Raw genomic sequence first — 12,274 nt, 5'->3', positions numbered from 1 at the left:
ATAATCGCCTTCGATGCAGTTCGTGAATGGGAGGGGCCGGGCGTCGGTTACGACGCGAGGTTCCGGAATGAGCCGGATGGGAGCCGGGTTCACGCGGGAAAAGATCAGGATTTGCCTGAGGATCAGGGTTTACCTGAAAACAGAAAAGGGTCTGTGGGTTATGAAACATATTGCAATTGGCATTCTCGGTGCCGCTGCGCTTGGATGGATGGCTTCGGCCGCGTCGGCGACAACGCTCGATACCGTCAAGGCGAAGGGCTTCATCCAGTGCGGTGTCTCGACGGGCCTGGCCGGCTTCTCGGCGCCTGACGACAAAGGCGATTGGAAAGGCATCGACGCGGATTTCTGCCGCGCTGTCGCTGGTGCAGTCTTCGGCGATGCCTCCAAGGTCAAGTTCACGCCGCTCAGCGCCAAGGAGCGCTTCACCGCGTTGCAGTCGGGCGAGATCGATCTCCTGTCGCGCAACACCACATGGACCATCAATCGCGATACCGCGCTTGGCCTGAACTTCATCGGCGTCACCTATTATGACGGCCAGGGTTTCATGATCAACGCCAAGAAACTGCCTGGCGTCAATTCGGCGCTGCAGCTTTCAGGTGCGGCAGTCTGCGTGCAGAGCGGCACCACCACCGAGCTCAACCTCGCCGATTACTTCAAGGCGAACAAGATGGAGTACAACCCGGTCGTCTTCGAAAAGCTGGAAGAGGTCAACGCTGCCTATGACGCCGGCCGCTGCGACGTCTACACCACCGACCAATCCGGCCTCTATGGCATCCGCCTGACGCTGAGTGCGCCGGCCGACCATGTCGTGCTGCCCGAGATCATCTCCAAAGAGCCGCTCGGCCCCGCCGTACGCCAGGGGGACGACCAGTGGTACCACATCGTCAAGTGGACCTACTTCGCCCTGTTGCAGGCAGAGGAACTGGGCATCACCCAGGCCAATGTCGAAGAGATGAAGACCTCGGATAATCCGGAGATCAAGCGCGTGCTCGGTCAGGAAGCCGAAACCAAGATCGGAACCGACCTTGGCGTGAGCAATGACTGGGTCGTCAACATCGTCAAGGCAGTCGGCAATTACGGCGAGATGTTCGAGCGCAATGTCGGCACCGGCAGCCCGCTGAAGATCGCGCGCGGCATCAATGCGCTGTGGACCAAGGGCGGCCTGCAATACGCACCGCCGATCCGCTGATCGAAATGTGATCCGGAAGGCAGATCATCTGCCTTCCGGTTTCTCTTTCCAGGGGATGAGCAATGGCATCGCAGGAAGTTCTTCGCGAGGAGCCGAGCCGCGGTTCCTTCATCAACGATCCGAAAGTCCGCGGGTTTTTCTTCCAGGCGGTGGTTGTCATCTTGCTGGTGGCGGGCGTCTGGTGGATCGTCCACAACGTCATCGTCAACCTGCAGCGCCTGCATATTACTTCCGGTTTTGGCTTCCTGAACAACCGAGCAGGCTTTGACATTCCAGTCAGGCCCATCGCTTATGATTCTGATTCGACCTATGGCCAGGCCATTGTCGTCGGGCTTATCAACACCATTATCGTCGCCGTTGCCGGCATTATCACCGCGACCATCATTGGCTTCATTGTCGGCGTCGGCCGGTTATCGCGCAACTGGCTGGTTCGCAAGATTTGCACGGTCTATGTCGAGGTGTTCCGCAACATTCCGCCCCTGCTGGTGATCTTCTTCTGGTATTCAGGCGTGCTCGCGGTACTGCCGGCGCCTCGCGACAGTTTCAATTTGCCGTTCGGCTCTTTCCTCAACCAACGCGGTTTCTATTTTCCGCGCGCTATCTGGGGCGACGGCTCCTGGCTGATGTTTGTCGCCTTGCTTGTCGGCATCGCCATGGCTTTTTTTGTCGCGCGCACGGCACGCCAGCGGCAAATGGCAACGGGCCAGCAGTTTCCCGTATTCTGGACTTCGGCGGCGCTGATCGTCGGCCTTCCGCTCCTGGCCTATGCGCTGAGCGGCTTTCCCTTGAGCTTCGACTTTCCAAAACAATCGACCTTCAACCTGACCGGAGGCTTTCAGATCGGGCCGGAGTTCCTGTCTCTCTATTTGGCGCTGTCCTGTTACACGGCCTCCTTCATCGCCGAGATCGTGCGCGCCGGCATTCTCGGCGTCAGCAAGGGTCAGACCGAAGCGGCTGGCGCCCTGGGGCTGCGGCCGGGATCTATCCTGCGGCTTGTCGTCGTTCCCCAAGCCATGCGGATTGTCATCCCGCCGCTGACCAGCCAGTATCTCAACCTGACCAAGAACTCGTCGCTGGCCATCGCCATCGGTTATCCCGACCTGACGGCGATCGCGGGCACAGTGCTGAATCAGACCGGTCAAGCGGTCGAGGGTGTGCTGATCATGATGGTCGTCTATCTCATCATCAGCCTGGTGACGTCGGCGGTGATGAATGTGGTTAACGCCAGGATGGCGCTGGTGGAGAGGTAAGACCATGCAGGAACATGATACCTCCTGGGTGCGGACCGAAATGGCACTCGCTCAACAAGCCCCGGCCGGCGTGCGGGGGCCTTTGGCCTGGGTTCGCAAGAACCTGATCGGTTCGGTGGGCGACGTCATCCTGACTGTAGTGGCTATTGCGCTGGTGGTGATGATCGTGCCGCCCATCGTCAACTGGGCCTTCATCAACGCCCAGTGGACGGGGCCGGACCGGACTGTATGCGCCACGGTGGCGCAAGGCGGAATCCAGCCGGACGGCTGGTCAGGCGCCTGCTGGGCCTTCGTCAACGCGAAGTTCGGCCAGTTGATGCTTGGCCGCTATCCCCTGGAAGAGCGCTGGCGGCCGATCCTGGTCGCCGTCCTGTTCGTGGCGCTGCTGGTGCCGTTGCTGATGCCACGTGTGCCGCGCAAGGGGTTGAACGCCATTCTTCTATTCCTGGCACTGCCGATCATCGCGTTCGTGCTCCTGGTCGGCGGCATCTTCGGCCTGCCGCATGTGGAGACCCAGCTATGGGGCGGGCTGCTGGTGACGCTGAGCCTGTCCTTTGTCGGCATTGCCGTGTCGCTGCCGATGGGCATCGTGCTGGCGCTCGGCCGGCGCTCCAAGATGCCGATCGTCAAGACACTGTGCGTGGTCTTCATCGAGTTCGTTCGCGGCATCCCGCTGATCACCGTTCTGTTCTTTGCCAGCGTCATGCTGCCGCTGTTTCTGCCCGCCGGGGTTTCGTTCGACAAATATCTCAGGGCGCTGATCGGCGTCTCGCTGTTTGCCGCGGCCTATATGGCGGAAGTGGTGCGCGGCGGCCTGCAGGCGATCCCCAAGGGCCAGTATGAGGGTGCGGATTCGCTTGGCCTGGGCTACTGGCAGAAGATGGTGCTGATCGTGCTGCCGCAGGCACTGAAGCTGGTCATCCCCGGCATCGTCAATACCTTCATCGGTATGTTCAAGGACACAAGCCTCGTCATCATCATCTCGATGTTTGACCTGCTTGGCGTCGTCAAGCAGAACTTCTCGGACGCCAATTGGGCGACGCCACAGACCGCGAGATCCGGTCTCATCTTTGCAGCCTTCGTCTTCTGGCTGTTCTGCTTCGGCATGTCGCGGTATTCGATGTACACGGAACGCCGGCTCGACACCGGCCACAAACGTTGATGCATGTCGCCCAAAAGTGTTTAGCGGTTTTGGGACAACGACATGCATCATAGCTAAAAGACAGAACAAAAAGGGGAACCTGCCATGGTCATAGAAAACGCCGTCAGCGCCGAAGAGATCAAGGTCGATGCCAAGAAGATGCACATTTCGACCACCGATGTCGCAATCGACATCATCGGCATGCACAAATGGTATGGCGAGTTCCATGTGCTGAAGGACATCAACCTCAAGGTGATGCGCGGCGAGCGCATCGTCATCTGCGGTCCTTCGGGCTCGGGCAAGTCGACCATGATCCGCTGCATCAACCGGCTGGAAGAGCACCAGAAGGGCAAGATCATCGTCGACGGCAAGGAACTCACCAACGATCTCAAGAAGATCGACGAGGTGCGCCGCGAGGTCGGCATGGTGTTCCAGCACTTCAACCTGTTCCCGCATCTGACCATCCTGGAGAACTGCACGCTGGCGCCGATCTGGGTGCGCAAGACGCCGAAGAAGCAGGCCGAGGAAATCGCGATGCACTTCCTCAAGCGCGTCAAGATCCCCGAACAGGCCAACAAATATCCGGGCCAGCTGTCGGGCGGCCAGCAGCAGCGCGTAGCGATCGCGCGTTCGCTGTGCATGAACCCGCGCATCATGCTGTTCGATGAGCCGACCTCGGCGCTCGATCCAGAAATGATCAAGGAAGTGCTGGAAACGATGGTGGGCCTGGCCGAGGAAGGCATGACCATGCTGTGCGTCACTCACGAAATGGGCTTTGCCCGCAAGGTCGCCAACCGGGTGATCTTCATGGATCAGGGCCAGATCGTCGAACAGAACACGCCGGCCGAGTTCTTCGACCATCCGCGCCACGAGCGCACGAAGCTGTTTCTGTCGCAGATCCTGCACTGAGCATTTTCATGCGAACCAAAAGAGCCCGGCCGTAATGCGGCCGGGCTCTTTTGCTATCCGGGGTTGATCTTCTCCATTGAAACACAAAGCCGCCGCCGCATGATAAAAGCCCTGCGTTTCGTGGCCATGCTGATTATCGTGGTCGCGCTCGCTGCCACGCTCGGCACGCTGGTGCCGCGTCCGCTGTGGCCGGCGTCAGCGGCGGGTGAGGGCACGCGCCATATTCTGGTGCTGGAGAATCCGATCCACACCGACATCGCCATTCCCGTCGATGACGAGGTGCACCGGCGCTTCCATTTCTTGGTCGCTGCCGGCATCCCTGTCGACGCCCCGGAAGTGCGCTACATCGTCTTTGGCTGGGGCGGCCGGGCCTTCTATCTGGAGACGCCGAGCTGGTCGCAGCTGAAGACAGTGCCCGTCCTCAAGGCGCTGACACTGGACGCCTCGGTCATGCATGTCGATATCGCCGGGGCCATCGCCGAGCCGCACCCTGCTGTCACCGGTTTCGACATCGATGAGGAACGTTTTGCAGCGCTGCTCGACTATATCGACGCGAGTTTCCAGCAAGGGCCGCATGGTCCGGTCGTCATCGAGAACGCCGCCTATTCCAGCTTCGACCGCTTCTTCGAGGCGAACGGCCATTTCAACGCGCTGGTCGGCTGCAACACCTGGACAGCCGCCGGCCTGCGCACCGCCGGCCTGCGCACCGGCTGGTGGAACCCGCTGCCGGCCTCGCTGGGATTTTCAATGCGGTTTCATAACTAGCAGTCCTTCATCGCACCGCGACAGTGTTGGATCTTTTGAAGTCAGCGGGACAGCACCCCCTCTGGCCAGCCGGCCATCTCCCCCGCAAGGGGGGAGATCAGCCGTTTTGCCCGCGGCGCTCCTGCTGCAACGCCGGCGATTTTGGCGAAGGCGACGGCGACATCCAATCTCCCCCCTTGCGGGGGGAGATGTCCGGCAGGACAGAGGGGGGTGGGAAGGATCGCTACGTCGACGATCTAGACTGCCGAATGTCCGCTCGCCATCCATAGAGCCAGTCGAGGTCGGCGGCGAGCTTGTCGGGCGAGCGCATGGCCAGGAACAGATTGCGGGCGATCGCCACCGGGCCGGCAGCATGCCAGGCGAGGCGGTTTACGGCCCCACGACGCGCGGCCTTGGCGACACGCGGCCGCCGAAGATTTTCCCAGATTTGAAAACTTCTGAGCAGATCGCCAGGGAAATCGGCGATAGCGTCGGCAAGCGTGATGGCATCTTCGATCGCCATTGCCGCGCCCTGTGCGGCAAACGGCGTCATCGCATGCGCAGCGTCGCCGATCAGCGCGATGCCCTGCGGGCTCGTCCACCGCTGTTGTTCGACGGTGTGGATCGGAAAGGCCGTCCATGGGCCGGCCAGTGCCACGAGCTTCGTCAGGCCCGGCGCGGTGCCGCGCAGGGCAGCCGTGAGGATCGCGGGATCGGCATGGCCCGACCAACCTTCGGCCATGCGCTCACCCTTGGTGAAGGCGGCGAGATTGAAGGCCCGGCCTTTGCTGACGGGATAGGCGACCATGTGGAAGCCTGGATGCAGGAACGTGGTGACGCAGTCGGCGGCGCCGATCGCGACAAAGGCTTCGCCGGCGGCGCTCTCGGCCGCGATCGTGACTCGCCAGGCGAGTTCGCCCGAAAAACGGCTTTTGACGAAGTCCTCGCCTGCGAGTTGCGCCCTGACTGCCGACCAGACGCCGTCGGAGCCGACCAGCAGTTTGCCGCGTGCCTCGATCTCGCGGCCGTCCACTTCGGCGGTCACGGCGACATATTGCGCGTCTTTGACGATGCGGGTCACGCGGGCGCCGGTGATGAGCTCAATCTCCGGCCGTTCGGCCATTTGCGCCAGCAGCGCTGCCTGCAGATCGGCGCGGTGAGCGACGAGATAAGGCGCCTGCCAGCGCGCTTCGGCGGCTTGCCCAAGCGGTACCCGCGCCAGTTCGCGCAGCGTCCCGGCGTCCTTGAGCACGACCGCTTCCGGCCGCAACGCTGCGGGCAGCAGCCGGTCGAGCACGCCGAGTTTTCCAAGAATGCGTGTTGCGTTGGGCGAAAGCTGGATGCCGGCGCCGGCCGCGTCTAGGTGCTGTGCCTGTTCGATCAGCTTTACCGGATAACGCCGTCCGGCGAAGGCAAGGGCAGCGGTCAGCCCGGCGATGCCGGCCCCGGCGATTATGACCTGCCGGGACCTGATGTCTTCCATCGGGCTTGTCGCGGAAGGATCAGGCGGCCTGGTCGATATAAAGGCAACCGGCCGGCAGCGTTTCCGTCGCCCTCAGCTTCGCCGAATAGCGGTAGAGCGTCGAGCAATAGGGGCAGACCTTTTCATTGTCGTCGCCCATGTCGAGGAACACGTGTGGATGGTCGAAGGGCGGGTTGGCGCCGGTGCACATGAATTCCTTGACGCCGATGTCGATTGCCGGATGGCCCGCATCGTTCTGGAAGTGGGGAATGGAACCGCCTGCCATCGTCGTCTCCTTGATCTCGTCGAAAAGCATCTGGAACATAACAGACCTGTTTGCAAGATCGATGAAATGAAACTGTCGCAAAAGCCTGTCAGAGGATACGGTGAGCCGGTTAAGTGCATGTCCCTGAAATCGGAATGGTTTTCGCCGAAGGGCCATGCGTCACAAAAGCGTGTTAGAGGCATGGCACGTCCAGCGGCGCTCCAAGGGACGGTTGGCGGGGAAGAGCAGGAACCATGAACGAACTGAAGCCGGTGCAGAGCGAATTCATCAATGTCGAGGTGGCGAGCCCCGAGGGCGGCAACCCCGATCGGTTCGTCAACCGTGAGTTCTCCTGGCTGCAGTTCAACCGGCGTGTGCTCGAGGAATCACAGAACGAGCACCATCCGCTGCTCGAACGCGTCCGTTTCCTGTCGATTTCGGCCGCCAATCTCGATGAATTCTTCATGGTCCGCGTCGCCGGCCTTGCGGGCCAGGTGCGCGAAGGCATTGCGCTCAAGAGCCCCGACGGCCGCACGCCGGAGCAGCAGCTGGAACAATTGCTGCGCGAGGTCGAGCGGCTGCAGGAGGACCAGCAGAACAGCCTTTCGGCGCTGATGTTGCTGCTCAACAAGGAAGGCATTGAGAGCATCACCCGCGATGCACTGACCAAGGATGAGAAAGTCTGGCTGGAAGATCATTTCCAGGACCAGGTCTTCCCGGTCCTGACTCCACTGTCGATCGACCCGGCGCATCCGTTTCCGTTCATTCCCAATCTCGGCTTCTCGATGGCGCTGCAATTGCGCCATCGCAAGAATGGCGAGGAGATGAGCGCGCTTCTGCGCCTGCCGGTGGCGCTGAAGCGCTTCATCCGTCTGCCCGACCGCAAGCAGCACGTTCGCTTCATTCCGTTGGAGGAGGCTGTCGGCCTCTATATCGGCAAGCTGTTCCCCGGCTATGAGGTCAAGGGTTCCGGCACCTTCCGCATCATCCGGGACAGCGATATCGAGGTCGAGGAAGAGTCGGAAGATCTCGTGCGCCTGTTCGAGACGGCGCTGAAGCGGCGCCGCCGCGGTTCGGTCATCCGCATCGAATTCGACAAGTCGATGCCCGGCGAATTGCGCGAGTTCGTCGCCGGCGAGCTTGGCGTCTCTTCGAGCCGCATCAGCGTTCTGACCGGCCCGCTGGCGCTCAGCCAGATTTCCGAGATCGTCGCCGTGCCGCGCGACGACCTGAAGTTCACCCCCTACAATCCGCGCTTTCCCGAGCGCATCCGCGAGCATGGCGGCGACTGTTTCGCGGCCATCCGCGAGAAGGACATCGTCGTCCACCACCCCTATGAATCCTTCGACGTGGTGGTCCAGTTCCTGCGCCAGGCGATGGCCGACCCGGAGGTGGTGGCAATCAAGCAGACGCTCTACCGCACCTCCAACGACAGCCCGATCGTGCGCGCCTTGGTCGACGCGGCCGAGGCCGGCAAGTCGGTGACCGCCCTGGTCGAGCTCAAGGCGCGCTTCGACGAGGAAGCCAACATCCGCTGGGCGCGCGACCTCGAACGCGCCGGCGTCCAGGTCGTGTTCGGCTTCCTCGAACTGAAAACCCATGCGAAAATGTCGCTCGTGGTGCGGCGTGAGGACGGCAAGCTGCGCAACTATGTGCATCTCGGCACCGGCAACTACCATCCGGTGACCGCGCGCATCTACACCGACCTGTCCTTCTTCACCACCGATCCGACGATCGCGCGCGATGTCGCCCAGCTGTTCAACTTCATCACCGGCTATGCCGAGCCGACCGATGAGATGCGGATCGCCATCTCGCCGTTTACGCTGCGCAGCCGTATCCTCAAGCACATTGCCGACGAGGTCGCCTACGCGCTGGCTGGCCGTCCGGCGCGCATCTGGATGAAGATGAACGCGCTCGTCGATCCCAACATCATTGATGCGCTCTATGACGCCAGCCGTGCCGGCGTGGAGATCGATCTCGTCGTGCGCGGCATCTGCTGCCTGCGGCCGCAGGTGCCCGGCCTGTCGGAAAACATCAGAGTCAAGTCGATCGTCGGCCGCTTCCTCGAACACAGCCGCATCTATTGCTTCGGCAACGGCCATGGCCTGCCGTCGGACGAGGCGATCGTCTACATCGCCTCGGCCGACTTGATGCCACGCAATCTCGACCGCCGCGTCGAGACCATGGTGCCGATCACCAATCCGACGGTGCATGAACAGATCCTTGGCCAGATCATGCTGGGCAACATCATGGACAACCAGCAAAGTTTCGACGTATTGGCTGACGGAACCTCCCGGCGCGTCGTGCTGGATGAGGGTGAGGAACCGTTCAACGCGCAGGAATATTTCATGACCAATCCGAGCCTGTCGGGACGGGGTGACGCGCTGAAGTCGCATGCGCCCAAGCGCATCGCGCAGTTCAAGCGTCGCAAGAAGAACAGCGGCTCATGATTTCAACGTCCCAAGGCCGGCTGCAGGATCGCCGGCCGCTGTCCATCATCGACATCGGCTCGAACTCGATCCGCCTTGTCGTCTATGAAGGGTTGGCGCGCTCGCCGACCTTGCTGTTCAACGAAAAGATGCTGGCCGGCCTCGGCCGCGGCATCGTTTCGACCGGCAAGCTCGACCCCGAGGCGGTGACGCGCTCGATGGAGGAGTTCCGCCGTTTCCGCGCGCTCTCCGACCAGGCGGGTGCGGAGCACATGTTTGTGCTGGCAACGGCCGCGGCCCGCGAAGCGATCAACGGCCCCGATTTCATCCACCGCGCCCAGGATGTGCTCAAGACCGAGATCCGCGTGCTCACTGGCCGGCAGGAGGCGCATTATTCGGCGCTTGGCGTCATTTCGGGCTTCCACCCCGCCAATGGCATTGCCGGCGATCTTGGCGGCGGCAGCCTGGAGCTTATCGACATCAATGGCGAGGCGATCGGCGACGGCATCACGCTGCCGCTGGGTGGCCTGCGGCTGCAGGACATGGCCAGGAATTCGCTCGCCCAGGCGGCAAAGATCACCCGCGACGAACTGGCGCGCGCCAAATTGTTGAAGGGCGGGCAGGGACGGCCCTTCTACGCCGTTGGCGGCACCTGGCGAAACCTTGCCCGGCTGCACATGGAAATGACCAACTACCCGCTTGGCGTCATGCACCACTATGAGATCGGTGTCGACAGCGCCGCCAATTTCCTGAAGCAGGTGGCGAAAGGCGAGATCGAGAAGGTCAAGGGCATCGAAGGCGTGTCGAAGAACCGCCGTTCGCTGCTGCCCTATGGCGCGGTCGTGCTGCAGGAGATCATGGCGGCGATGCAGCCGTCGAAGATCATCGTCTCGGCATTGGGCGTGCGCGAAGGGTTTCTCTATTCGCTGCTCGACCCTGCCGAGCAGAAGGCCGATCCGCTGGTCTCCGCTTCGGAGGAACTGGCGCGGCTGCGGTCGCGCTCGGTCACCCATGCGCATGAGCTTGTCGAATGGACGGACAAGACCTTTGCCGCCTTCGGCATCGACGAGACGGAGGATGAGGCGCGCTATCGCCACGCTGCCTGTCTGCTGGCCGATATAGGCTGGCGCGCACACCCGGAATATCGCGGCAAGCAGTCGCTCAACATCATTGCCCACGCCTCCTTCATTGGCGTCGATCACCCCGGCCGTGCCTTCCTGGCGCTGGTCGGCCTGTTCCGCCACGAAGGCGTGTTCAACGATGCGGCGCCGGAAATCCGCGGCCTGGCGACGCCGCGCTATCTCGAGCGCGCCCGCATCCTGGCGGCGGTGCTGCGCGTCGTCTATCTGCTGACGGCGGCCATGCCCGGCGTCATGCCGCGGCTGAAATGGGAAAACCGCGGCAATGGCACGTTGGCGCTGGTGCTGCCGGCCTCACTTTCCGATCTTTACGGCGAACGCCCGGCCGGACGGCTGGCGCAACTGGCGCGGATCACCAACCGCCGGCTGGTGCTGGCGGTCGAGGGTGGGCAGAGCGTGTCGGTGAAGTAGGCGCGGCCTGACAGCAAAACCATGTCGTCGTCGGCCTCGCGTTCGAGGACCGGCTTCCTCAATCCGTCGCTGCTTCGCACCGCCACCTTCCCCCTCCGGAGGGAAAGGAAGGGAGCCTCGTTGGAAAGCGTTGGCGGCAATAGGCTCGAGCCCTTCCTCTACTCCGTCGATCGGGGGAGAGGTGGCTCGGCGGAGCCGAGACGGAGTGGGGGTCGACCTGCCTCGGCGAGGGATCAACCTGGGACGATATTTGACGATATCAGACCGCGGCGCGGCGCCCGTCGATCGACCAGGCCCCGGCGCCGGCCATGGCTAGCGCCAGGAATCCACCGGCGATGGCAATATCCTTCATCAGCATCTGCTGGTGCAGGAAGGTGAGCATCGGGTCATCGCCGCCCTGGCCGTAGTGGCCGATGGAGCCTGCAACGATGCAGAAAGCGGCAAGAAGTATCGCAACGACCGGCGTCTGAAAGCCGACCAGTATCAAGAGACCGGCAATCGACTCGAACAGCCCGGTGCTCCAGGCAGCAAGCGTCGGCAATGGCATGCCGAGGCCGGCGAAATAGCCGGTCGTCCCGGCAATGTCGGCGAGCGCGTGGTAGCCGGAGGGAACGAGCAGGGCGGCGAGCAGCAGCCGGGAAATCAGAAGCAATGCATCGCGGGGCATGGTCATCTCCGTTGTCTGTCCGCCGGCTGTTTCGAGACCGATCCTAGCAGGGATGGGACGGGCGCGCGCTTGGGCAGACAACGAAAAAGCGGCGTGGAAAATTCCACGCCGCTTTTTTCAGGCTTGGGAGGGAAAGCTCAGCCGCGCTTGGCGTCGATCGAGTAGGCGCCAGGGCCCGAGGAAGCCAGCAGCAGGAAACCGCCGGTGATGGCGACGTTCTTCAGGAAATGGATCATCTGGTTCTGGTCGGCCCAGCCGGTATGGGCGACAAAGGCCGAGGCGATGGTGAAGACCGCGAGCACCCAGGCGGCGATGCGGGTCTGAAAGCCAACGAGCACGGCAAGGCCGCCGAGCAATTCGATCAGGCCGACGACAATGGCCGTTATGGTCGGCACCGGCAGGCCCATGGCGCCGAAATAGCCGGCGGTGCCGGAAATGGCGGTGAGCTTGCCGAAGCCGGAAAGCAGGAAGATGGCGGCGAGCAGGATGCGGCCGAGCAGGATGGTGGTGGAGCTGTTGGACGCGATGCCGGCGCCGGCAGCGGAAGTGTTGATGGACATGGTGGCTCTCCGAAAAGGGTTGATGTCCCGGTCAGATAGACCAAGCCGACTGTTCACCAAAGCCGCCAGTCCGGCGACACATTGTTCACAGGACGTACATTTCGGGAT

The 12,274-nt window shown here is 62.3% G+C and carries 11 protein-coding genes; 7 read left to right on the top strand and 4 right to left on the bottom strand.

Annotated elements, in window-relative coordinates; genetic code table 11:
• The first annotated feature begins 160 nt into the window (after positions 1–160).
• The 5 genes from NLY33_RS24450 to NLY33_RS24430 all read left to right on the top strand — a co-directional run bounded on the left by NLY33_RS24450 (position 161) and on the right by NLY33_RS24430 (position 5,254).
• On the top strand, positions 161–1,189 hold the full coding sequence (locus NLY33_RS24450; protein ID WP_023671480.1) for an amino acid ABC transporter substrate-binding protein: 1,029 nt from the start codon (positions 161–163) through the stop codon (positions 1,187–1,189).
• Between the two features lie 62 nt (positions 1,190–1,251).
• Positions 1,252–2,439, top strand: a complete 1,188-nt coding sequence (locus NLY33_RS24445) for an amino acid ABC transporter permease (protein ID WP_023671481.1) — start codon at positions 1,252–1,254, stop codon at positions 2,437–2,439.
• 4 nt (positions 2,440–2,443) lie between these two features.
• Entirely contained in the window at positions 2,444–3,601 is a 1,158-nt protein-coding gene (locus NLY33_RS24440) for an amino acid ABC transporter permease (protein ID WP_023705694.1), read from the top strand.
• Positions 3,602–3,685: 84 nt separating this feature from the next.
• A complete protein-coding gene (locus NLY33_RS24435; RefSeq protein WP_023671483.1) occupies positions 3,686–4,489 on the top strand; it encodes an amino acid ABC transporter ATP-binding protein in 804 nt (267 codons plus the stop codon).
• Between the two features lie 99 nt (positions 4,490–4,588).
• Entirely contained in the window at positions 4,589–5,254 is a 666-nt protein-coding gene (locus tag NLY33_RS24430) for a TIGR02117 family protein (RefSeq protein ID WP_023705695.1), read from the top strand.
• A gap of 223 nt (positions 5,255–5,477) precedes the next feature.
• Here the strand turns inward: NLY33_RS24430 and NLY33_RS24425 are convergent, their stop codons facing one another.
• Positions 5,478–6,716, bottom strand: a complete 1,239-nt coding sequence (locus NLY33_RS24425; protein WP_023705696.1) for an FAD-dependent monooxygenase — start codon at positions 6,714–6,716, stop codon at positions 5,478–5,480.
• Positions 6,717–6,735: 19 nt separating this feature from the next.
• Positions 6,736–6,981 (bottom strand): zinc-finger domain-containing protein, encoded by a 246-nt coding sequence (locus NLY33_RS24420; RefSeq protein ID WP_023705697.1) that lies wholly within the window; start codon positions 6,979–6,981, stop codon positions 6,736–6,738.
• A gap of 233 nt (positions 6,982–7,214) precedes the next feature.
• On the opposite strand from NLY33_RS24420, the gene NLY33_RS24415 reads away from it, so the two are divergent.
• Together NLY33_RS24415 and ppx are read left to right on the top strand one after the other, a co-directional pair.
• On the top strand, positions 7,215–9,410 hold the full coding sequence (locus NLY33_RS24415; protein WP_023705698.1) for an RNA degradosome polyphosphate kinase: 2,196 nt from the start codon (positions 7,215–7,217) through the stop codon (positions 9,408–9,410).
• The gene (ppx, locus tag NLY33_RS24410) at positions 9,407–10,939 is read left to right on the top strand and encodes an exopolyphosphatase (protein ID WP_023705699.1); all 1,533 of its coding nucleotides are present in this window, start codon (positions 9,407–9,409) and stop codon (positions 10,937–10,939) included. Before NLY33_RS24415 ends, ppx begins: the two co-directional genes overlap by 4 nt.
• A gap of 259 nt (positions 10,940–11,198) precedes the next feature.
• Here ppx and NLY33_RS24405 read toward each other — a convergent pair whose 3' ends face one another.
• Both NLY33_RS24405 and NLY33_RS24400 read right to left on the bottom strand, forming a co-directional pair.
• The gene (locus NLY33_RS24405; protein ID WP_023705700.1) at positions 11,199–11,606 is read right to left on the bottom strand and encodes a DoxX family protein; all 408 of its coding nucleotides are present in this window, start codon (positions 11,604–11,606) and stop codon (positions 11,199–11,201) included.
• 137 nt (positions 11,607–11,743) lie between these two features.
• Positions 11,744–12,166: a DoxX family protein gene (locus tag NLY33_RS24400; RefSeq protein WP_023671490.1), complete on the bottom strand. Its 423-nt coding sequence runs from the start codon at positions 12,164–12,166 to the stop codon at positions 11,744–11,746.
• Positions 12,167–12,274 lie beyond the last annotated feature (108 nt).

The sequence above is a fragment of the Mesorhizobium sp. C432A genome, assembly GCF_030323145.1.
GTDB lineage: Bacteria > Pseudomonadota > Alphaproteobacteria > Rhizobiales > Rhizobiaceae > Mesorhizobium.
This window is presented reverse-complemented; position numbering and strand designations above follow the sequence as displayed.